We start from the raw sequence: 20871 nt of genomic DNA, 5'->3' as shown, positions 1-20871 counted from the left end.
TCACAGCCCCGCGCCCCTGAAAGGCAGAGGCTGCGCCCTCTGCCTTTCGGCCCGCAGGGCCGGGTCTCTTAGGGGCGCGGGGAACTGCGCGAGAAGCCCCACCGGCCGGCACCCGACAACGAACCCGGCCAGGGACCCCCCGCTCTGCGGTCCCGGTGGCCCCGCCGAACCGGCGCTCCGCCGTCCAGCTGGATCCAGATCCGTATCTCCGTGCCGCCGAGCACCGACGAGCCGATGCGTACGTCCCCGCCCGTCGACTCCGCGAGCCGGCGCACGATGTCCAGGCCGAGGCCCGTCGATCCCGCACTGCCCGAGCCGCGCCCCCTGGCCATGGCGGCCTCGGGGTCGGTGATCCCGGGCCCCGCGTCCGACACCAGCACGATCACCGCGTCGTCGCCGTTGTGCACGTCGACGGCGAAGGCGGTGCCCTCCGGGGTGTGCCGGAAGACGTTGCCGAGCAGGGCGTCGAGGGCGGCGGCCAGGTCGGCGCGGGCCACGGGTATGCGCACCGGGCGTTCCACACCGGCCACCCGCACCTTCCTCCCCTCGTCCTCGGCGAGCGCCGACCAGAAGGCCATCCGCTCCCGCACGACCTCGGCGGCGTCGCAGCCGGCGCCCGGTCCGGGAGCCGTCGTCTGCGGTTTGGCCTCACGGGCGGTACGGATGATCGTGTCGACCTCGTGCTCCAGCTGGGCGACCGCGGCCCGGGTCTGTTCGGCGGCCGGGCCGTCTCCGAGGGAGGCTGCGTTCAGCCGCAGCACGGTCAGCGGCGTCCGCAGCCGGTGGGACAGATCGGCGGCCAACTCCCTTTCGTTCGCGAGCAGTTGTACGACCTGGTCGGCCATCGAGTTGAACGCGACCGCAGCGAGGCGCAGTTCGGCAGGTCCTTCCTCGGGCACTCTGGCGCCCAGCTTCCCCTCCCCCAGTTCGCGCGCGCCCTCGACGAGGCGCCGGGCGGGCCGCACCATGCGTACGCCCAGCCGGTCGGCGACGGCGACCGAACCGACGACGAGGACCGTCCCGACGCCCGCGAGTACCGCCCAGGCCAGGCCGACGCCGTTGCTGACCTCGGCCTCGGGGACGTACACCTCGACGACGGCTATCTCACCGGAGCTGAGCGCGACGGGCTGGAGGAGGACGGACCCGCCGGACACCTCGGCGGTGGAGGCCCGGCCGAGTCGGCGGACGGCCTCGATGTCGGCGTCGGCGGCGCGCTGGCGTCCGAGGTCGACCGCGCCGGTGCCGCCGCTCGCGGGAAGGTGCACGGTCAGTCCGGCGTCCGATCCGGCGGAGGCGACGACCCGTTCCAGCTGGTCGCGGTCGGTGGTGATGGAGAGGGCGGGGGCGACGGCCGCGGCCTCCCGCTCGGCGTTGGAGAAGGCGCGGTCGCGGGCCATCTCCCCGATGACCAGGCCGAGCGGCACGGCGAAGGCCACCACGACCATCGTCGTGACCGCCACGCACACCTTGACCAGCGCCCACCTCATGCTGTCCACCTCACAGCGGCGCCTCCGCTCCGGGCGGCGCCAGCTTCACACCGACACCCCGCAGGGTGTGCAGATAGCGGGGGCTGGCCGCCGTCTCGCCCAACTTCCGCCGCAGCCAGGACAGATGGACGTCGATGGTCTGGTCGTCGCCGTACGACTGCTGCCACACCTCCGCGAGCAGTTCCCGGCGCGCGACGACGACACCCGGCCGGCCGGCGAGGAAGGCGAGCAGGTCGAACTCGCGGCGGGTCAGGTCCAGCCGTACGCCGTCCAGTTCGGCCTGGCGGCGCAGCGGGTCGATGGCCAGGCCGCCGACGCGGATGACCGTGGAGGGCGGGGTGTCCGCGGGTGCGGTGCGGGCCCGGCGCAGTACGGCGGCCATGCGCGCCGACAGGTGTTCGACCGAGAACGGTTTGGTGAGGTAGTCGTCCGCGCCCGCGTTCAGCAGCCGGACGATCTCCGTCTCCTCGTCGCGCGCGGTGGCGACGATCACGGGCACGTCCGTGATTCCGCGCAGCATCTTGAGGGCCTCGGACCCGTCGAGATCGGGCAGACCGAGATCCAGGATCACCACGTCGAAACGGAAGTGGGCGACCTCGCGCAGCGCCTCAAGGGCGGTGCCGACACTGCGCACGAGGTGCGCGGCATCGGTCAGATGCCGGATGAGGGCGGAGCGCACGAACTGGTCGTCCTCGACCACGAGCACACTTGCCATGCGCCGCACCGTACGCCAATCCGGCCGGCCGGGTCCGGCGCCTGTGGATAACTCCGTGGCGACCGCACCCGGCCGGCGACAGGCGACACCGGTGGGGCGCGTGAGGCAGTATGACCGGCGATGCGCAGAGGACTCGTACACCTGCTGGCGTGGACGCTGGCCACGGGCGCGGCGGCCACGATGACGTGGTGGGGTGTCCACACGGTGATGGCGGGGACGGCGTACGACCCGCCCCGCGCGCTCCCCATCACGGCGGCCGACGTGGCCGGGCAGAAGTCGACGGCACCGGAACCGAACCCGCTCGCCACGACGTCGGCCCCGGAGCCCACCCGCCCGGCACCGGCTCCGACGCCCACCCCGTCGACGTCCCCGTCGCCCACGTCGACACCCGCCCCGAGCGCGACCCCCTCGAAGACCCGGACCCCGTCCACGGTGAAGGCGTACGACACCGACGGCGGGCGGGCGGTCTTCGACCTGGGTACGGACTACGCGACGCTCGTGTCGGCGACGCCCGGGGCGGGCTGGTCGATGCAGGTGTGGAAGACGGAGACGTGGATCCGGGTGGAGTTCGCCGCGGGCGCGGACCGGGTCACGGTGTTCTGCACCTGGCACGACGGCCCGCCGCACGTGCAGGTCCTCACCTACTGAGACCGCTGACGGGCCGCCGGTGTCAGCGGAACACCGACGGCGGTGGTGCCGGTGAGGCGACCGCAGCCGCGTCCGTGACCGGTACGGCTCCGCCGGTGAAGTCCGTGAGGGCGCGGCCGTGTTCGAGGCGGGCGGGGTGCGGGTCGGAGGCGGTGCGGCGGGTCAGCTCGGCGATGGGCAGCGGGTGCGCGGAGCCGACGAGCACCGCGTTGCCGAACCGTTTTCCCCGGAGCACGGTCGGGTCGGCGATCAGGGCCAGCTCGGGGAAGACGGCCCCAGCGGTGGCGATCTGGCCGCGCAGATGGGCGAGCGGCGGCCCGTCTGCGAGGTTGGCGGCGTAGCAGCCGGCGTCGTCGACGACCCTGCGTACGTCCGTCAGGAACTCGACCGAGGTCAGATGGGCCGGGGTGCGCGCCCCGCTGAACACGTCCGCGATGACGAGGTCGGCCCAGCCGTCGGGGATCTTCGCGAGTCCTTCGCGGGCGTCGGTGGAACGCACCCGGATCCGGGCGTTCGGGTCCAACGGCAGCTCGCGGCGCACCAGTTGGACGAGGGCCGCGTCCCGTTCGACGGCCTGCTGGGTGGACCGGGGGCGGGTCGCGGCGACGTACCGCGCGAGGGTGAGGGCGCCGCCGCCGAGGTGCACGACCCGCACGGGCCTGCCGGGCGGGGCGACGAGGTCGATCACATGACCGAGGCGGCGCTGGTACTCGAAAGAGAGGTACGCCGGGTCGTCGAGGTCGACATGGGACTGCGGGGCGCCGTCGATGAGCAGTGTCCAGGCGCGCGCCCGGTCCCGGTCGGGGATCAGCTCGGCGAGCCCGCCGTCGACCGTCTCGACGACGGCCTCGGCGGCCGACTGTCCGCGCCGCGCGTTCCTGGACTTTCCCATTCCCCCATTATCGGGGCGGGCGAAAGCCCTCGGCGCAACGGCGGCCGTACGACGTGCGGGCCAGGTCAGCGCCGGTTGTCGGCGGCCTCGATGAGCCGGGCCGCCTCACCGAGGGCCGCGCGGAGCACCGCCGGGTCGGTGGCCAGGTCCGCGTCCCCGGGCGGGAGCAGCCAGTCCGAACCCTCGACAGGGGGGACGGAATCGGGGACCGCGAGGCTCAGGCCACGCCCATTGGTCTCCGTGCAGGTGCTCCCGGGGACGTCCCAGGCCGCGGCGGTGCCGGGTGGCACCAGGAAGCCCAGGGTGTCGCAGCCGTCGTCGTGCAGTACGGGGCCGACCCCGTCGCCGGCACCCCGGCGCAGGATGTCGACCGCCTCCAGACCCTGCCGCGCCGGAACCGTCACCAGATCGCAGATGTGCGCTGCGTTTGACGCGGACGACGCGGGCAAAGCGGGTGATGTACGCGCACCGAACTGCGTACAAGGATCGGTGCTCTGACTGATCTCCATCCCGGCCTCCACCACGGAACCCCTCCTGAAACGAACGGGTCGGGAGTTCGGGTGGCTCCCGGTCCATCGGGTTCAACGCGCCAGAGCGTCAACGGCTACGGCACAAGACCGCTGCAAAGGATGGCAGTTCATGGCAGAACGTGGATGAGATATCCGGTTTGTAGCCAAACTCCGCATGGCGGGCCGTGCACAGCGGGTACGTTCTTGCCCGCCGGAAACAGGACGTCCGATGGATAACTGTTCCAACTCGTCAGGTTTCCGGCACGGTTCGACGGTTCGCAGAGAGGGCCCGGCCATGACGTCGTCAACAGTGACCTCGTCGCAGTCCCCCCGGCCGCCACGGCCGAACCTCGCCTTTCGGCAGTTGCGCGGCCAGCGCTCTCCGGGCGAGTTCGCCGCGGCGGTACGGCGGGCCGCCCGCGACATCGGGGAGCGGGTCAGCTGTGACGCGCGTTACGTCGGTCGGGTCGAGGCGGGTGAGATCCGCTGTCCCAACTACGCGTACGAACGGGTGTTCCTGCACATGTTCCCTGGTCGGACACTGGCCGACCTCGGGTTCGCACCCCGCTCGTCGGTGCGCGGACGCGGGGCGCGCGACACGGAGGACACGCCTCCCGCGCACGCCGCGAGCCCGACGTACGGCACCGGTGAGACGCAGGGGGCGTACGAGACGTATGACATTCAGGACGCGCAGGACCCGTACGAAACGCACGACAACTACGAGGAGAGCGACGTGCTGCGTCGCGCATTCATGACGGGCGGTGCCACCGCGGCAGCCGCCTCCCTGAGCCCTTTCGGGTTCATGTACGAGACTTCGGCCTCGGCCGCGGACCGCCCCGTGCGCCGTGTCGGAGCCGGCGAGGCGGGGGCGCTGGAAGAGGCCGTCCGCCGGATCAGACTGCTCGACGACCGGCACGGCGCAGACGGCCTCTACCGGCGCGCGGCGGCACCTCTGCGGGCCGCCTACGAACTGCTCGACGCGGGCGTCGTACGGCAGACCATCGCGGACCGGCTGCACTCGGGCGCCGGTGAACTCGCCATCTCCGTCGGCTGGCTGGCGCACGACTCGGGCCGCTTCGACGACGCGCGCTCGCACTACGCGGAGGCGCTGGCGACCGCCCGGGTGTCCGGGGACGCGGCCCTGGAGGCGCACGCCTTCTGCAACACGGCGTTCCTCGCGCGCGACTCGGGTCGCCCGCGCGAGGCGGTCAGAGCGGCGCAGGCCGCACAACGCGTGGCCCGGCCCCTGGGCTCACCCCGCCTGATGTCGCTGCTCGCGCTGCGCGAGGCGGGCGGCTGGGCGGGCCTCGCCGACCGCGCCGGCTGCGAACAGTCGCTGGCGCGGGCACAGTCGCTGTACGAACGCGGCCCCTCGGAGGCCGACCCCGAGTGGATGAGCTTCTACGGCGAGGCCGAGTTGGAGGGCCTGGAGGCGCAGTGCTGGTCGACGTTGGGCGACTGGCCCCGCGCGGCCCGGCACGCGCGTCGCGCGGCCCATCTCCAGAACCCGCACTTCACCAGGAACATCGCCCTCTACACGGCCGAACTCACCGACGACCTGGCCCGCGGTGGCCACCCGGACGAGGCGGCGGTGGCGGGCATGCGGGTTCTGGACCTGCTGGACGAGGTCCAGTCCTCCCGGATCCAGACGATGCTGGCGGCCACGGCGCGGGTGCTGTTGCCTCACCGGCGGGCTTCGGGGGTGTCGGCGTTCCTGGAGCGGCACGCCGGCCTGCCGAGAACGGCGTAGCGGCGGGTCCTGGCGCTTCCCTGCCCGGCTGCGGCCCGGTGGGGGCTGGTCGCACGGTTCCCCGCGCCCCTTTCACGGGCGCGCCGCTACCCGGCCAGGTGCCCCAAGTCGTTCCAGCTCTCGATCGCCGGCTCGCCGTAGGCCCAGCCCAGGACCGACAGTGATGTCGGGTTCAGTCTGATCCGGGCCGCGAAGTCGATCGGCAGCCCCAGCCAGCGCGCCCCGATCGACCGCAATATGTGGCCGTGCGCGAACACCAGCACGTCGCGTTCGGCCGACCGCGCCCACGCGACCACCTCGTCCGCGCGCGCGGTCACCGCCTCCAGGCTCTCGCCCCGGGGCACCCCGTCCCGCCAGATCAGCCACCCCGGCCGGACGGCCTGGATCTGCGCCGGGGTCATGCCCTCGTACGTCCCGTAGTCCCACTCCATGAGCGTGTCCCACACTGCCGCACGCTCACCGAACCCGGCGATCTCGCACGTCTCACGCGCGCGTGCCAGCGGACTCGTGCGCACCTCGACCCCGGAGAGCCCCTCGAAGGGCGCCCGGTGCAGCCGTTCGCCGAGCAGCTTGGCGCCGCGCCGCCCCTCCTCAAGGAGGGGGACGTCGGTCCTGCCGGTGTGCTTGCCGGACAGTGACCACTCCGTCTGTCCGTGCCGGGCCAGCAGGATGCGCGATGCCATGAGGAGCCCTTCCGGGGGGAGACGGTAAGCGTGGCAAATCAGGTGAGAGACGAACGAAAGGGAACAGTCAAGCGAACCAGGAGTACCGAATGGTGGAAAAGCCAGGCGGAACCCCTCCATCATCGCGCACGCTGTCCGAGGGCAACCCGGGGGTCGATCTTTGCGTCTTGTGGGACGGAGCGCCGTATGGGACGTTCACGTACACCGTAAAATCGGACGAACCGCAGGCCACCGACGACCGGAGGCGCAGCTCAACGGGAACACAGAGTGGGAGAGACGATCGGATGCCGCGGACCGATAGTGCACCGACCGGGACGGCCTCGCCCACCCGCCTCCGCTGGTGGACCGAGCTGCCACTGCTCCTGCTGGTCTACGCGTGCTATTCGGCCGGCCGCCTGCTGGCGCGGGGCGACGAGTCGACCGCCGTCGACCACGGCCTGGCCATCCTCAGGTTCGAGAAGTCCCTGTGGCTGAACGCCGAGCACCCGCTCAACCGCCTCTTCACCCGCGAACCCTGGATCGGCATACCGGCCGACTTCTGGTACGCGTCGCTGCACTACCTCGTCACCCCGGCCATCCTGATCTGGCTCTTCCGGTCCCGCGCCGTCCACTACCGGGCGGCCCGCGCCTGGCTGATGACCTCGACCTTCATCGGCCTCATCGGTTTCACCCTGCTGCCCACCTGCCCGCCCCGGCTGCTCGACGCCGGCCACGGCTTCGTGGACACCATGGCCCAGTACAGCTCGTACGGCTGGTGGGGCGGCCAGGCCAGCGCCCCGCGGGGGCTCGGCGGTATGACGAACCAGTACGCGGCGATGCCGAGCCTGCACGTCGGCTGGGCCCTGTGGTGCGGAGTGATGCTGTGGCGGTACGGCGGTACGCGCACCACCAAGGTCCTGGGCGTCGCCTACCCGCTGATCACCACGATCGTGGTCATGGGCACCGCCAACCACTACTTCCTCGACGCCGCCGCGGGTGCCGCCGTAATGGGCCTCGGGCTGCTGCTGGCACCGCTCGTCCTACGGAACGCGGACCGGGCCAGGGCCTGGATCACGGCCCGCGTCGCGCCCGTCGCAACGCGCTCTCGCGGCACAGAGGCCCCAATTGTCAGTGGCGAATGCCAGACTTCCCCGCGTGAGCGAATTCCAAGGCAGCGCGAGTCCGTCCTCGGGCCAGGTCCCGGGCCAGGGGCCGAGCCGGGTGCCGCTTCCGCGGACGCGGGGGACGGCGCTGCGGCAGCGGCTCGCTGAGCTGCGCGGTCCCGCGGTCCCGCCGAAAGCCCTGGACGCGCGTGCCCTCGCGGCCCTCGCCGCCAACCCCGGGTGCAGGCGGCGCGCGATCCTGGACGGCGCGGGGGTGAACAAGGCGACGCTGGCGAGCGCGCTGGGTTCACCGTCCGCCTTCGGACAGTCCCAGTTCGCCCTGGCGCGCGGCAACACCTTCGAGGCCCGCGTCAAGGCCGACGGCGGCGCGGAGCTGCTCCGGCTGGTGCACGAGAAGCTGGACCCGGGCGCGGTACCACCGGCGGAGGCCGCGGTCCCCGACCTCACGGCGAGCGGACCGGAGGGCCGCACCGCGCGGACAACCCTGGCCCTGCGCGAAGCCACAGCGGCGGCGAGATCCGGCAGCGGCAGTGGCATCAGCGGCTGGACGCTCCTCGACCACCCCATGCTCGCCCTCGACGTCGCGGGCTCACCGGCCTTCCTGGAACCGGACGCGGTGGTGGTGCACCCGGACGGCAGCTGGACGGTCGTGGAGATCAAGTCCTTCCCGATGCTGGACGGTTCGGCGGACCCCGCGAAGGTGGGCGCCGCGGCCCGCCAGGCCGCGGTGTACGTGCTGGCACTGGAGGAGGTCGCCGACCGGCTCGTCCGGGACGGCGAGCCCGAGCCGGTCGTGCGCCACCGCGTACTGCTGGTCTGTCCGAAGGACTTCTCCAACCTCGCGGCGGCGTCCGCGGTCGACGTCCGCAAACAGCGCGCGGTGACCGGCCGACAGCTGTCCCGGCTGACCCGTATCGAGGACATCGCCGACGCCCTCCCCGAGGGCACCTGCTTCGCCCCGGACCTGCCCACCGCCGAACTGACCGCGGCGGTCGAGTCGGTCCCCGCGGAGTACGCGCCGGAGTGCCTGTCCGCCTGCGAGCTCGCCTTCCACTGCCGTGACCGTTCCCGCGCGCGGGGCGCGGTGACGTCCCTGGGCCGTTCGGTACGGGCCGAACTGGGCGCCCTGACCACGGTCGACGACGTCCTGTCGGCGGCCCACGGCCGGTCCGGCGACCCCCGGGACCCGACGGTCGCCGCGCTGCGGAGGGCAGCGGCCCTGCGCGCGGAGGCACTGCGCGGCGCCGAACTCGCCGCTCCGGAGCCGGAGTTGGACTTGAGTATGAGCTTGGGCCTGGAACCGGGGGGTGCCGGATGTCGTTGATCGCCACGCTCGCCCGTCTCGAAGCCGTCAGCAGCGGGCGCGCCCAGCCCGCCGCCACCGTCCGGCACCGCCATCTGTCCGAGCGGCCCCTCGTCCTCGTACCGCTGACCACCGCCGGTGAGGCCGGGGCACCGCTGGGCGCGCTGGTCGGCGACGACCGGGACGCGCCGCGTCTGCTCGTCGTACCGCAGCCGCGCGACCGCGACCTCAGGTTCGCGTTCCTCGCCGAACTGGCCGACATCGTCCTGCCGTTCATCGACTCCCACGCCGACACCGTGGAGGCCGCGGAGCGCAACGAGATCGACCCGGAGACCGGCAAGCGCGTCAAGGTCGAGGTCGAACTGTGCGCGGACGCACCCCAGTTGATCGTCCCGAGCCGCGCCGGCATCGACTTCGTACGGCTGCTGGGGCGCTCGATGCGCTTCCGGCGTACGGCGGAACAGGACCCGGAGACGCCGCATCCCGCGCCGCCCCGGGTGCCGTTGCTCGGCCGCTGGTTCACGCACTACGGGGAGCGGGCCCGGGTCCCCGGCTCCGCTCTCCTCCTGGCGCTGACGGACGTGCTGTCACGGCACTGGGCGACCGGGCAGTCCACGCTGGAGGACCAGCATCTGGGCGCGCTGCTCGCCTGGATCGACCCGCCGGACGGCATGACGGGCGCCGAGGCGGCGCTGCGGGCCGAACTGGCGCGGGACGGGAAGGGACAGCTGCTGTGGCCCCCGGCCGGTCCGGCGACCGACCCCGCGTTCGACAACAAGCTGCTCGCCCCCGCCATCGAGAACTACAACCGCGCGCGGACCGCGCTCGCCGCCGCCGAGGACGGCGAGTCGGCGGACGACCGGCTCGGTGAACTCACCGCCGCCGAGCGGGAGATCCGCGCCCTCGTCGAGAGCCGTACGCGGCCCACCTGGGACGCGGTGTGGCGCGGCCTCGACCTGCTGCGGACACTGCCGGAGGGCGCGCACGCGGCCGACCGGTGGACGCGCGACCGCTGGTCGTTCACCGGCCACCGCGACCGGGTCACCGCGGGCGAGCCACCGCAGCCGCGCCGCGACGACGCGGTGACGGCGGCGAACAAGCTGGCCACGCGCGAGCGCGAACAGGCCCGCCTGGAGGCCCAGGAGGCCCTCGACGACCCGCTGGTGATGGCCGGCCGGCGGCTGTCCGGGGAGGCGTTCGCGGGGGAGGTCACGGACGTCGTCATGACGTACAGCGAGGGCAAGCGCCCGAGCCCGCGCCCGCTGGTCACCGTCCGCACGGACGACCGTCCGCAGCTCGCCGAACGAGTGAAGGTGTACCGCTCGCTGGGCGGCAAGCCGCAGGCGGCGGAGTTCGTGGGCCACGAGGACGATCCGGGAGCCGAGGGGTCGGGAGCCGGGGGGTCGGTGATCGTTCTGCGGGTGGTCGACAAGATGGGCCGCGGCAAGGAGCCCGAGGCCGGGTCGGTCCCGGAGAAGGGGGACCTGGTCTGCTTCACCCTCTTCGAGCACGAGCAGCGGGGCGGGGCGAAGCTCCCGGACGCGGACCAGACACCGTGGACGCACGGCGGGCCACCCGGCGGGGAGACGACGCCGACACTGCCGGAGCCCGACCCGGTGACCGACGAGGACGTGCTGTGAACGCCGTTCCACGGAGGGGCTGTCGGGCCGTCGGCGCCCGCCGGCCCCGTCGCACCCCTCGCCTCCGCCCCACCCCCGAGGAAGGCACCCCGTGAGCGCCGCCCGTACCCCGCAGGCCGCCTTCGATCCCGGTGCCGCCGCCGGGCGGGCCACCGACGCGATCCTCCGTGACACGCTGCACGGCACCCATCGCGGAGTCGTCGTCGACTCGCCGCCCGGGGCCGGGAAGTCCACGCTGGTGGTGCGGGCCGCGCTCGAACTGGCCGAAGCCGGGCGCCCGTTGATGGTCATCGCGCAGACGAACGCCCAGGTCGACGACCTCGTCGTCCGTCTCGCCGAGAAGAACCCCGAACTGCCGGTGGGCCGCCTGCACAGCAGCGACTCCGACCCGTACGACAAGTCGCTGGACGACCTGCCGAACGTACGGAAGTCCGCGAAGGCGGCCGAGCTCGCGGGACTGGACGTGGTCATCTCCACGGCCGCCAAGTGGGCCCACGTCAAGGTCGACGAGCCGTGGCGGCACGCGATCGTGGACGAGGCCTACCAGATGCGCTCCGACGCGCTGCTCGCCGTCGCCGGGCTGTTCGAACGGGCCCTGTTCGTGGGCGACCCGGGCCAGCTGGACCCCTTCTCGATCGTCGGCGCGGAACAGTGGGCGGGCCTGTCGTACGACCCGTCGGCCTCGGCGGTCACGACCCTGCTGGCCCACAACCCCGAGCTGCCCCAGCACCGCCTGCCGGTGTCCTGGCGGCTCCCGGCCTCGGCCGCGCCGCTCGTCTCGGCCGCCTTCTACCCGTACACCCCGTTCCGCAGCGGCACCGGCCACGGCGACCGGCGGCTCGCGTTCGCGGTCCCGTCGGACGGCTCGGGCCCGGACCGGGTCCTCGACGAGGCCGCCGAATCGGGCTGGGGCCTGCTGGAACTCCCCGCCCGGCACACCCCGCGCACGGACCCCGAGGCGGTACGCGCGGTCGCCCTGGTAGTACGCCGGATGCTGGACCGGGGCGGCGCGGCCACGTCGGAACGCGGACCGGACCCGACGCCCCTCACGGCCGACCGGATCGCGGTCGGCACCGCGCACCGGGACCAGGCGGCGGCGGTCCGGGCGGCGCTCTCCGAACTGGGGGTCGCGGACGTCACCGTGGACACGGCGAACCGGCTCCAGGGGCGGGAGTTCGACGTCACGGTGGTCCTGCACCCGCTGTCCGGCCGCCCCGACGCCACCGCCTTCCACCTGGAGACGGGCCGGCTCTGCGTCCTCGCCTCCAGACACCGGCACGCGTGCGTGGTGGTGTGCCGGGCGGGCGTGCCGGAACTCCTGGACGACCATCCGTCGACGGAACCGGTCCAGCTGGGGGTGACGGTGAAGTTCCCGGACGGCTGGGAGGCCAACCACGCGGTGCTGTCGCATCTCGCCGAGCACCGGGTCGCCTGGCGTCCGTAGGGGCAGATCAAGTGCCTCATCGGGCGAACCCGGGGCCCACTTGCGCGGGCAGGGGACAATGGACGGTGGCCCGGCTCGACGGCGGGGCCTTTCGACCGTGTGCCGTACATGCCGTGGTGCATGGAGGGTACGTACGAACGGTGCGGACCGTACGAGGAGGAGAAAACATGGCGGAGCCAACGCCGCGTCGCAACGAACCGCGGCTGCGCCCCGCGCCCCTGCTCTTCGAGCCCACGCAGGTGGCCGACGACCCCGAGCACTTCTTCGACCTGGAGTCGATCGACGACCCCCGTGCGCTGCTGACCCGCGCCACGGAGCTGACCCTCGCGTTCCGCGCCGCGACCGACCGCGCCGTCGAGTTCCAGGCGATGGCGGCGGCCCAGCTCGCCGACCCGCGCCGCTTCGACCGGCTGACCGAGGCCGACATCGCGGAGCAGGCGCAGTGGACCGAGGACTACGCGCGGAAGATGGTCGAGTACGGCCGTGAGCTGCTGCGCGACGGCGGGGAGCGCGCCAGCGGCGGAGGCGGCGGGAGCGGTATCGGCGGCCACGGTCAGGGTCACGTCGATCCGGTCTGATCGGTCCGATCCGGCCTGATCCGGTCCGATCCGGCCTCGAAAGTCCGTGCGGCATATGCAGAGGGGGCAAGGTACCCCATCTCGCCCCCTCCCGTCCCGATTTCCGGCAACCCTCGGAGATCACGCGGTCACTGCCGGTAGATCTTTGTGCCATGAGCAGCACACACTCTGACGTCTCGGGAGTCACCTCGGAGGGCGCCGTCTGGCTCGCCTCCGCAGGAACGTATCCGCGCAGCACGCTCTCGCTCTGGGCCGAGCGGCCCACCGCACCGCTGGTCCTGCCCTGCGGCACCGCGTTCGACGTCGTCAACGTGCCCGCCGTCTTCGGCCGCAGAATGCTCGACCGCCTCTGGGACGACGGACCCGGCTCCGGCCCGGTGGCGGCCTACCGGGGCCGGATCCTCCTGTTCGCGGCGCTGGGTACGGCCCAGCGGCTGCCGTCACTGCTGAGGTGGGAGGAGTGGGGCTCAGCCGGCGAGGGACGCGAGGACGGTGACGGTGGCACCCGGCGCCGGTACGCGATTCCGCCGCTCCTCTGCCACGGCCGCGGCGACGCCGTGACCGTCCCCGCACTGGAGAACGACGACACCGAGCACGGGGAGACGGCAGGTGTCCTCCGGCCCGAGTCCCGCTGGGTCGTCGCCCCCGACACCGGCCACCCCTGGCTTCCGGGCCCCGAAATCCTGCTCTGGGCGGCCGTGCGAGCGGCCCGTTCCGCGGTCTCCGGCGAGGTGCGGATATCGATTTTTCCTCCCGCCGATCAGGGTGCTAAGGTCTACGACGTCAGCAGGCGCCGCTAGCTCAGTTGGTTAGAGCAGCTGACTCTTAATCAGCGGGTCCGGGGTTCGAGTCCCTGGCGGCGCACGTTGTCGATTGGCGAGGCTGTTCACCAACAGCCTCGCCAACGTCGTTTCCGGACCCCCTCACCGATCCGCTCAGCGGGCACCCGTGATCTGCACCGTCCATGCCCCCGAGGGGGTACGGCCCTCCACCTCGACGCGGACGTTCTCACCGGGCACCGTGAAGCTCTCGCCGAGGGCGACGGGCGCGTCCGCGAGGGGCGGATAGACGGAGTCCTCCCAGCAGGCCTCGGTACGCGGGTGGGCGTCGACCACCTCCACCGGGCCGCCGCCCGACTCGGCCCCGCCGTGCACCCGGTAGACGAGCACACCCTGCGTGCAGGTCGCGCTGTCGTTGCCCGCCGTCCCGCGCGCCTCGAAGGCGAGCGCCCGGTCGGCCCCGGTCCGCACGACGGCCAGCTTCACCCCGTCCCCCTGCCCGAAGACCGGCGCACCGGCCCCCGTACCCCCGACCCCGACCGCATCGGCATCGGCATCGGCACGTGCGTCTGCGGTCGTAGCCGGATGGGTTCCCAGCGATTCCAGGGTCAGCCGGGTCGAAGTTCCCCTGCGGACGCACACCACTTGGCGTGGTTCCAGCCACCCGAGTTTCCACTTGTGCCAGGCGAACAGGTCCGGCGCCAGACCGAACTGGCTGCCCATCAGGTCCCAGTCGCCGACGTACGTGTCCCAGTCGCCCTTTCCGTCCACGGGCCGGTGATAGAGGTCGGGCAGGTCGAAGACGTGGCCCGTCTCGTGGGCGAGGACGAGCCGGTCGGGCGGGTGTTTCTCGAAGACGGTGACGACCCGGCGGATGTCCGCGCCGTCGGCCCGCAGCGGGACGTCCAGGTTGACGACCTTCGTCGCGTCGGAGTCGACGCCGGGCGCGTCCGGGTCGGCCACGAAGTACACGATGTCGTAGCGCGAGAAGTCGACGTCCCGGTCGGCGGCGGCGAGCGCGTCGCGCAGATAGGCGGCCCGGTGGGCGGCGCTCCAGTCCCGCTGTATGGCGTACGCGGTGGACGGGCGCGGCATCCGGATCCAGTTCCGGAGCGGGTGCGGGCGCAGCGTGAACCTGCCGTACGAGGCACGGGCGAAGAAGTCGCTGGTGGCGGGGAAGTGGTCGGCGGCCAGCTCGGCGGGGGTGGTCCGGGGGTGCGCGTCCGGGAAGGAGAGGAACACCATCACGGCGTCGAGGGCGCGGGCCGGGCGCGGATAGACGGCGTTCCAGGTGTCCAGGCCCTCCGAGTGGTGGGCGTCGGTGCGCTGGAGGGCACAGGACTGCGCCGAGAAGGGTTCGGCGACCGAGGGGCCCGCGATGAGGGAGGTGGCGGCCAGGGCCGTCATGGTGGTGAGAACGGCGGCCGTGCTCCGCAGGCGGGGGCGCGCTCCGGCGCGCGCGAGCCCCATGAACCCCGTCAGGGCGTCACGGGTGAGCCCTTTGAGGGGGAGCTGACGCGGCACGCAGACCTCCGGATGCGGTTGGGGGACACCGCAACCCAGCCTGTGTGATCTTGTGTTTGTATGCCCTGTTTGTCTGCACCAGAAGGGTGACTGAGGGGCGATCAGGCGGATGACCAGCAACGATCGAGGGCAGCCCGGTAAACGACCAAGCATGCGAGGGCTCACCCTTCGTGGAGCGACACCCCGAAACACTCACGGAACGTCACAACCGATCGAGGGCGAAGGAACCCGTCCAGGCGCGGGCAGAAACGATCTGTCAAAACCGCCGGTCGTTCATGGACACTGGACAGTGGCTGGAAGGGCCTGGGACCAGCCTCTATGATCGGCACACTTTCCTGGCACTTCCCTGACACTTTCCTGCACGGACAAGGCCAGGGCGGCGGTTTGCCGCCCGGCCGGCCGCCCGACGGGATCCACATCAAGACCGAGTGCACTGCGGGAGCGAGCGGTGAGCGGAACGTCCGAAGGGCCGGCGCCCTCGGTAGATCTCATCCTGCCGGCCGTCACAGAGAGTAACTCCGGCACGTCTACTACGTCATCCACGTCTTCCACGTCGACCATTTCATCCACGCCGCCCATGTCGTCCAGGTCGCCCATGTCGTCCTCCCATATGGCCGCCGGTACGGCCCTGCTGCGCGGCGCGTTCGCGGCGGCGCCGCTGGCGATGGCCGTGGTGGACCACGAAGGGCTGGTCGTCACGGCGAACGAGTCCCTGGGCGCGCTGCTGGGCATCGACCCGGAGGTGCTGGCCGGGAAGGTGGCCGCCGATCTGGTGGATCTCGCGTCCGACACCCGTGCGTGGCACGCGTACCGCGAGGTACTGCGTGGCCGGCAGGCACGGCTCCGCTGCACACGCCGCCTCAAGCACCCGGACGGGCACTCCCTCTGGGCCCAGGTCACGGTCACACCGCTGCCTGCGGAGACCGCGGCGGAGGCGGCAGCGGCGGGTTCGGAGGGATCTCGGGGTTCGAAGGGAGTCCAGAGGTACGGCGGCCGGGGCGTTCTCCTGTCCGTTGCCGACATCAGCGCGCGGCGTGAACTCCAGGCGCGGCTGCGGCACTTGCAGATGCACGATCCGGTGACCCGGCTGCCCAACCGCACGCTGTTCTTCGAGCGGCTCTCGGCGGCGCTGGAGGCGGAGTCGTACGAGCAGAGCGGGACGGGCCGGATCGGCCTGTGCTACCTGGACCTCGACGGGTTCAAGGCCATCAACGACACCCTCGGCCACCGCGTCGGTGACCGGCTGCTCGCCGCCGTGGCCGAACGCCTCACGCGGTGCGCGGAGGAGGCGGGCCTGACCCGGCGGAACCCGGGCGCCGTCGCCCCGCTGGTGGCAAGGCTGGGCGGCGACGAGTTCGCGCTGCTGATCGAGGACTCCACCGGCACCGACCAACTGGCCGACCTGGCCGAGTCGGTGCTGAAAGCCCTCCAGCTGCCCTTCGACCTGGCCGGGCAGCGGATGTCCGTCTCCGCCTCCATCGGCGTGGTCGAACGGCACGCGGCGGGCACGACTCCCACGGGTCTGATGCAGGCCGCGGACACGACGCTGTACTGGGCGAAGGCCGACGGCAAGTCACGGTGGACGCTCTTCGACCCCGAGCGCAACGCCCACCGGATGACCCGCCAGGCCCTGTCCTCCACCCTCCGACCGGCCATCGAGCGGGGCGAATTCGCCCTGGAGTACCAGCCGTTGGTGGGTATGGCGGACGGCCGGGTGCACGGCGTGGAGGCGTTGGTGCGCTGGCACCACCCGCAGTTCGGCACGTTGACGCCGAACCGGTTCATCGGGCTGGCCGAGGAGGACGGTTCGATCGTGCAACTGGGGCGCTGGGTCCTCGCCACGGCCTGCCGCCAGGCCCGCCGCTGGCAGCTCGAACGCCCGGACGAGCCACCGATCTTCGTGAGCGTGAACGTCGCCGTACGTCAGGTCTGGGACTCGGACCTGGTGGCGGACGTGGCGGAAATCCTCGCGGAGACCGGCCTGTCGCCGGAGCTGTTGCAGCTGGAGCTGACGGAGTCGGCGGTCATGGGTTCCGCGGGCCGACCCCTCCAGGCACTCCAGGCACTCAGCGACATGGGCGTGGGCATCGCGATCGACGACTTCGGCACGGGGTACTCGAACCTCGCCTACCTCAGCCGGCTGCCGGTGTCAGTACTGAAACTGGACGGTTCCTTCGTGCGGGGGTTCCAGTACGAGGGCGAGGGCGTCGCGCCGAACCCGGCCGACGAGATCGTCGTCGAGGCGATGATCCAACTCGCGCACCGGCTGGGGCTGACGGTCACCGCCGAATGCGTGGAGACGGCGGCCCAGGCCGAGCGCCTGCGCCGTATCGGGTGCGATACGGGGCAGGGCTGGCTCTATTCGCGGCCGGTGGGGGCGGATCGGATCTCCTTGCTGATGGGAGGCAGTGCCTGTCGGCAGGGGTGATCCGCTGCCGCCCATGCGCTGTCGCCCGTCACCTGCCGCCTGCCGCTCGTAGCCCGAGCACGTGGCCCGTCGCTGTCTCCTGTTGCTTCGTCAGGCCGTTGTCGGGTTCGTGTTCTGGTTCGTGGGCAATCCGTAGGCGTCCGCGATGAGTTCGTACGAGCGCAGACGCAGGTCTCCCCGGTGGGCGTGGGAGACGAGCATCAACTCGTCGGCTCCGGTGCGCTTTTGCAGGTCGTCCAAGCCGGTGCGGACCTCGTCCGCCGTGCCGTGGATGATGTTCGTCATCCAGGAGCTGACGAACTCCCGTTCCATCGGGCTGAATTCGTAGGCCTCCGCCTCCTCCGGTGCCGGGAACAGGCCGGGGCGGCCGGAGCGCAGGCGGGCCATGTTGAGGCCCATCGCCAGGACCTGGCGGCGGGCCTCGTTCTCGTCGTCGGTGGCGAGAGCGGAGACCCCGATCAGGGCGTAGGGGGCGTCGAGGACCTCGGAGGGCTGGAACGACTCGCGGTAGAGGTCCAGGGCCGGGACGGTGTTCTGCGCGGAGAAGTGGTGCGCGAAGGCGAAGGGGAGGCCCAGGACGCCTGCCAGGCGGGCGCTGAAACCGGAGGAGCCGAGCAGCCAGACGGGCGGGCGGTGGGCGGACTGGACTCCGCCCGGGGACGTCGACTGGATCGGGCCGGGGATGGCGTGGATACGGCGGTAGGGGTGGCCGTCGGGGAAGTCGTCGTCAAGGAAGCGGGTCAGCTCCGCCAGCTGCTGGGGGAAGTCGTCGGCGCCTTCGTTGAGGCGCTCCGTGCGGCGGAGGGCCGCCGCGGTGGCGCCGTCCGTGCCCGGGGCCCGGCCGAGGCCCAGGTCGATACGGCCCGGCGCCATGGCTTCGAGGGTGCCGAACTGCTCCGCGATGACCAGAGGCGCGTGGTTGGGGAGCATGACCCCGCCGGAGCCCAGGCGGATGCGGTGGGTGTGGGCGGCGAGGTGGGCGAGGATCACGGCGGGCGAGGACGAGGCGACGCCGGGCATGGAGTGGTGTTCGGCGACCCAGTAGCGGTGGAAGCCGCGGGATTCGGTGAGGCGGGAGAGGGCGACGCTGGTCCGCAGGGCGTCGGTGGCGGTGTGGCCGGAGCCTACGGTGACCAGGTCGAGGACGGAGAGAGGGACGGGGGCGGTGCCCTGTGTCGTCCCCCGGATCTCGTCTGCCGTCATGTCTGCCGTCGCGTCTGCGGTCACGGTGAGTGCCTCCTGCTGCTGTTTCGGTGCCGTGCGCTGTCCTCCGGGGATTAACAGGAGGGTGGCTCCGCTTTATTCCCGGAGACGGACGCCGGGCTGGGGGTGCGCGGGCACGTCAGGCCTGTACCAGCGGTTCCCTGGTGAAGAGCGTGCCCAGGGAGGGGGCGTTCACTTTGCGGGCCGTCAGCCTCAGGGCCTCCCACACGGAGACCTGGTTCGCCGTGAGGACCGGCTTCGTGAGGATTTTCTCCAGGGTCTCGATGTGGGACGCCGTGTGCAGTGCCGTACCCGGCAGGAGCAGCGCCTCCGCGTCCGCCTCGTCGGCCTCCTGGGCCAGCGACACCAGCTCCTCCTCTCCCCACTCCCCCACCTCCGCCGCCGCGCCGGTCCCGGCACCGTGGACCGCCGTCACCTCGATCCCCGCCGACCTCAGGAACTCCGCGAACAGTTCCGCCACCTCCGCCGGGTACGTCGCCCCGATCGCCACCTTCCGCACCCCGAGCTCCCGGACCGCGTGCACGAAGGCGAACGACGTCGACGACGCCGGCATGCCCGAGGCCCGGGCAAGGGCGCGCATCTGCTCATGGGCGCCCTCCCACCCGTACCCGAAGCTGCCGCTGGTGGACGCCCACACCACCGCCTCCGCGCCGCTGAGCCGGAGTTCCTCGGCGCCCGCCGCGAGCCGGTCAGCCGAGCCCGTCTCCAGCTCCTCGCCGACGTCCGTGTGGACCAGATCCAGGCGGATGTCACTGCCGAGGAGCTGCTCGATGCGCTGGTAGTCGTCCTCGGCGGAGTGGCCCGGGGAGAGGAATCCGAGTGCCGTCATGTCCAACCCTCCTGTTGCTGTTGCTTCTTGGTCCCGGTCCTGGTCCTGCTGTCCTTCCGGCAGTACCTGGGGCCGGGCGGCTCCCCGGCTCGGGTACCCAGTCCGCGCGCCGCCGCCCACATCGGCCCCCGGTCGGCCGAGATCACCGGGATCCGCGGCACTCAGTACCGGTGAGGCAACGGACCGTGCGCACGCCCGTGTTGACGAAGGTGGGTTCGGGTGCGAGCGTGGTCAATCCGCGCATGTCAGACACCCGGACGCCCGTGAACCCAGCCATCCCGCCTCCCTGATCGGAAACGGCTCCCGATGCCCGCGCTCCCCACGCTCCTCGTCCTGGACGCCGACCCGCCGCCCCGTCTCGGCCGGCTCACCGGGCGGGTCCGGATCGTGCACGCCGACGAGACCACCCTCGCGGGGCAACTCCCGTACGCCGACGTCCTGCTCGTCTGGGACTTCGCCTCGCCCGCCGTGCGGGCCGTCTGGCCGGGCGAGGGGGCGCGCCCGCGCTGGGTGCACACCGCGAGCGCCGGCGTGGACCATCTGATGTGTCCCGAACTCGCCGCGTCCGAGACCGTGGTGACCAACGCGCGGGGCGTCTTCGACCAGCCCGTCGCCGAGTACGTCGCCGCCCTGGTCCTCGCGATGGCCAAGGACATTCCGCGAACCGTGCACCTCCAGGGGCAGCACGAGTGGCGGCACCGGGAGTCGCAGCGGGTCACCGGCACGAAGGCGTGTGTCGTCGGGTCGGGCCCCATCGGGCGGGCAATCGCGAAGTATCTCAAGGCACTTGGCGTGACGACGGCGATCGTCGGGCGTACTCCGCGTACCGGTGTCCACGGGCCGGACGACCTCAACCGGCTGATGGCACGGGCCGACTGGGTGATCGCCGCCGCTCCCCTCACCGCCGACACGCACCGCATGTTCGACACCCGCCGCTTCGGCGTCATGCAGCCCTCGGCGCGGTTCGTCAACGTCGGCCGGGGACCGCTCGTCGACGAGGCGGCGCTCGCCGAGGCGCTGTCGAAGCGGTGGATCGCGGGCGCCGCCCTCGACGTGTTCGAGCACGAGCCGCTCACGCCCGACAGTCCCCTGTGGGAGGTGCCCGGGCTGATCGTCTCCCCGCACATGAGCGGCGACACGGTGGGCTGGCGTGATGAACTCGGCGCGCAGTTCATCGAGTTGTACGAGCGCTGGGAGGCGGGGACGACGCTGACGAACGTCGTCGACAAACAGCGCGGTTACGTGCCGGGGCACTGACCCGATCCCGACTTCTCGTCGGGATGGCGCGGGACACCGCCCGCCTTCCCTCACCACTCGGAAAACCGCCCGGAAAAC

The 20871-nt window shown here is 72.2% G+C and carries 18 protein-coding genes and 1 tRNA gene; 11 read left to right on the top strand and 8 right to left on the bottom strand.

The window, feature by feature from the left end; all coding sequences use genetic code 11:
• Positions 1-68: 68 nt before the first annotated feature.
• Positions 69-1487, bottom strand: a complete 1419-nt coding sequence (locus tag OG595_RS27210; RefSeq protein ID WP_329276457.1) for a sensor histidine kinase — start codon at positions 1485-1487, stop codon at positions 69-71.
• 10 nt (positions 1488-1497) lie between these two features.
• Entirely contained in the window at positions 1498-2202 is a 705-nt protein-coding gene (locus tag OG595_RS27205; protein WP_329276455.1) for a response regulator transcription factor, read from the bottom strand.
• A 120-nt stretch (positions 2203-2322) separates the two neighbouring features.
• Between OG595_RS27205 and OG595_RS27200 the strand changes: the two genes are divergently transcribed.
• Positions 2323-2850 carry a hypothetical protein gene (locus OG595_RS27200; RefSeq protein ID WP_329276454.1) on the top strand — a complete coding sequence of 176 codons (528 nt, stop codon included), beginning with the start codon at positions 2323-2325 and terminating at the stop codon, positions 2848-2850.
• A gap of 22 nt (positions 2851-2872) precedes the next feature.
• On the opposite strand, the gene OG595_RS27195 is transcribed toward OG595_RS27200, so the two are convergent.
• Together OG595_RS27195 and OG595_RS27190 are read right to left on the bottom strand one after the other, a co-directional pair.
• A complete protein-coding gene (locus OG595_RS27195; RefSeq protein WP_329276452.1) occupies positions 2873-3742 on the bottom strand; it encodes a spermidine synthase in 870 nt (289 codons plus the stop codon).
• A 65-nt stretch (positions 3743-3807) separates the two neighbouring features.
• Positions 3808-4251: a hypothetical protein gene (locus OG595_RS27190; RefSeq protein WP_329276450.1), complete on the bottom strand. Its 444-nt coding sequence runs from the start codon at positions 4249-4251 to the stop codon at positions 3808-3810.
• Positions 4252-4546: 295 nt separating this feature from the next.
• Here OG595_RS27190 and OG595_RS27185 point away from each other — a divergent pair, with 295 nt between their 5' ends.
• The gene (locus OG595_RS27185) at positions 4547-6001 is read left to right on the top strand and encodes a hypothetical protein (RefSeq protein ID WP_329276448.1); all 1455 of its coding nucleotides are present in this window, start codon (positions 4547-4549) and stop codon (positions 5999-6001) included.
• An 86-nt stretch (positions 6002-6087) separates the two neighbouring features.
• Here OG595_RS27185 and OG595_RS27180 read toward each other — a convergent pair whose 3' ends face one another.
• Positions 6088-6684: a histidine phosphatase family protein gene (locus tag OG595_RS27180; RefSeq protein WP_329276446.1), complete on the bottom strand. Its 597-nt coding sequence runs from the start codon at positions 6682-6684 to the stop codon at positions 6088-6090.
• Between the two features lie 284 nt (positions 6685-6968).
• On the opposite strand from OG595_RS27180, the gene OG595_RS27175 reads away from it, so the two are divergent.
• From OG595_RS27175 to OG595_RS27145, 7 genes are all read left to right on the top strand, one after another.
• Positions 6969-7934, top strand: a complete 966-nt coding sequence (locus OG595_RS27175) for a phosphatase PAP2 family protein (protein WP_329276444.1) — start codon at positions 6969-6971, stop codon at positions 7932-7934.
• On the top strand, positions 7885-9111 hold the full coding sequence (locus OG595_RS27170; RefSeq protein ID WP_329283223.1) for a hypothetical protein: 1227 nt from the start codon (positions 7885-7887) through the stop codon (positions 9109-9111). The genes OG595_RS27175 and OG595_RS27170 overlap by 50 nt, the downstream gene beginning before the upstream one ends.
• Complete coding sequence (locus OG595_RS27165) at positions 9102-10730, top strand: hypothetical protein (protein WP_329276442.1); 1629 nt, start codon at positions 9102-9104, stop codon at positions 10728-10730. Before OG595_RS27170 ends, OG595_RS27165 begins: the two co-directional genes overlap by 10 nt.
• Before the next feature lie 91 nt (positions 10731-10821).
• Complete coding sequence (locus OG595_RS27160) at positions 10822-12174, top strand: AAA family ATPase (RefSeq protein ID WP_329276440.1); 1353 nt, start codon at positions 10822-10824, stop codon at positions 12172-12174.
• A gap of 167 nt (positions 12175-12341) precedes the next feature.
• On the top strand, positions 12342-12752 hold the full coding sequence (locus OG595_RS27155; RefSeq protein ID WP_329276438.1) for a hypothetical protein: 411 nt from the start codon (positions 12342-12344) through the stop codon (positions 12750-12752).
• A 152-nt stretch (positions 12753-12904) separates the two neighbouring features.
• Complete coding sequence (locus tag OG595_RS27150) at positions 12905-13552, top strand: hypothetical protein (protein ID WP_329276436.1); 648 nt, start codon at positions 12905-12907, stop codon at positions 13550-13552.
• Positions 13543-13616 (top strand) — tRNA-Lys (locus tag OG595_RS27145). The genes OG595_RS27150 and OG595_RS27145 overlap by 10 nt, the downstream gene beginning before the upstream one ends.
• Positions 13617-13687: 71 nt before the next feature.
• Here OG595_RS27145 and OG595_RS27140 read toward each other — a convergent pair.
• Positions 13688-15055, bottom strand: a complete 1368-nt coding sequence (locus tag OG595_RS27140; protein ID WP_329276434.1) for a M6 family metalloprotease domain-containing protein — start codon at positions 15053-15055, stop codon at positions 13688-13690.
• 448 nt (positions 15056-15503) lie between these two features.
• On the opposite strand from OG595_RS27140, the gene OG595_RS27135 reads away from it, so the two are divergent.
• Positions 15504-17483: a putative bifunctional diguanylate cyclase/phosphodiesterase gene (locus tag OG595_RS27135; RefSeq protein WP_329276432.1), complete on the top strand. Its 1980-nt coding sequence runs from the start codon at positions 15504-15506 to the stop codon at positions 17481-17483.
• A 90-nt stretch (positions 17484-17573) separates the two neighbouring features.
• Here OG595_RS27135 and OG595_RS27130 read toward each other — a convergent pair whose 3' ends face one another.
• Together OG595_RS27130 and OG595_RS27125 are read right to left on the bottom strand one after the other, a co-directional pair.
• The gene (locus tag OG595_RS27130; RefSeq protein ID WP_329283221.1) at positions 17574-18686 is read right to left on the bottom strand and encodes an LLM class flavin-dependent oxidoreductase; all 1113 of its coding nucleotides are present in this window, start codon (positions 18684-18686) and stop codon (positions 17574-17576) included.
• Positions 18687-18825: 139 nt separating this feature from the next.
• Entirely contained in the window at positions 18826-19536 is a 711-nt protein-coding gene (locus OG595_RS27125) for a maleate cis-trans isomerase family protein (protein WP_329276430.1), read from the bottom strand.
• A 306-nt stretch (positions 19537-19842) separates the two neighbouring features.
• Here OG595_RS27125 and OG595_RS27120 point away from each other — a divergent pair, with 306 nt between their 5' ends.
• Positions 19843-20793 (top strand): D-2-hydroxyacid dehydrogenase, encoded by a 951-nt coding sequence (locus OG595_RS27120; RefSeq protein ID WP_329276428.1) that lies wholly within the window; start codon positions 19843-19845, stop codon positions 20791-20793.
• Positions 20794-20871 lie beyond the last annotated feature (78 nt).

The organism is Streptomyces sp. NBC_01451 (assembly GCF_036227485.1).
Classification (GTDB): Bacteria; Actinomycetota; Actinomycetes; order Streptomycetales; family Streptomycetaceae; genus Streptomyces.
Note: the sequence above shows the minus strand (reverse complement) of the source record. Positions and strands in the feature narration are given on the sequence as shown.

Coding starts and splice junctions, on each gene's coding strand:
- OG595_RS27210 (WP_329276457.1), bottom strand. CDS start 1,487: ATGAGGTGGGCGCTGGTCAAGGTGTGCGTGGCGGTCACGACGATGGTC.
- OG595_RS27205 (WP_329276455.1), bottom strand. CDS start 2,202: ATGGCAAGTGTGCTCGTGGTCGAGGACGACCAGTTCGTGCGCTCCGCC.
- OG595_RS27200 (WP_329276454.1), top strand. CDS start 2,323: ATGCGCAGAGGACTCGTACACCTGCTGGCGTGGACGCTGGCCACGGGC.
- OG595_RS27195 (WP_329276452.1), bottom strand. CDS start 3,742: ATGGGAAAGTCCAGGAACGCGCGGCGCGGACAGTCGGCCGCCGAGGCC.
- OG595_RS27190 (WP_329276450.1), bottom strand. CDS start 4,251: ATGGAGATCAGTCAGAGCACCGATCCTTGTACGCAGTTCGGTGCGCGT.
- OG595_RS27185 (WP_329276448.1), top strand. CDS start 4,547: ATGACGTCGTCAACAGTGACCTCGTCGCAGTCCCCCCGGCCGCCACGG.
- OG595_RS27180 (WP_329276446.1), bottom strand. CDS start 6,684: ATGGCATCGCGCATCCTGCTGGCCCGGCACGGACAGACGGAGTGGTCA.
- OG595_RS27175 (WP_329276444.1), top strand. CDS start 6,969: ATGCCGCGGACCGATAGTGCACCGACCGGGACGGCCTCGCCCACCCGC.
- OG595_RS27165 (WP_329276442.1), top strand. CDS start 9,102: ATGTCGTTGATCGCCACGCTCGCCCGTCTCGAAGCCGTCAGCAGCGGG.
- OG595_RS27155 (WP_329276438.1), top strand. CDS start 12,342: ATGGCGGAGCCAACGCCGCGTCGCAACGAACCGCGGCTGCGCCCCGCG.
- OG595_RS27150 (WP_329276436.1), top strand. CDS start 12,905: ATGAGCAGCACACACTCTGACGTCTCGGGAGTCACCTCGGAGGGCGCC.
- OG595_RS27130 (WP_329283221.1), bottom strand. CDS start 18,686: ATGACGGCAGACGAGATCCGGGGGACGACACAGGGCACCGCCCCCGTC.
- OG595_RS27125 (WP_329276430.1), bottom strand. CDS start 19,536: ATGACGGCACTCGGATTCCTCTCCCCGGGCCACTCCGCCGAGGACGAC.
- OG595_RS27120 (WP_329276428.1), top strand. CDS start 19,843: ATGCCCGCGCTCCCCACGCTCCTCGTCCTGGACGCCGACCCGCCGCCC.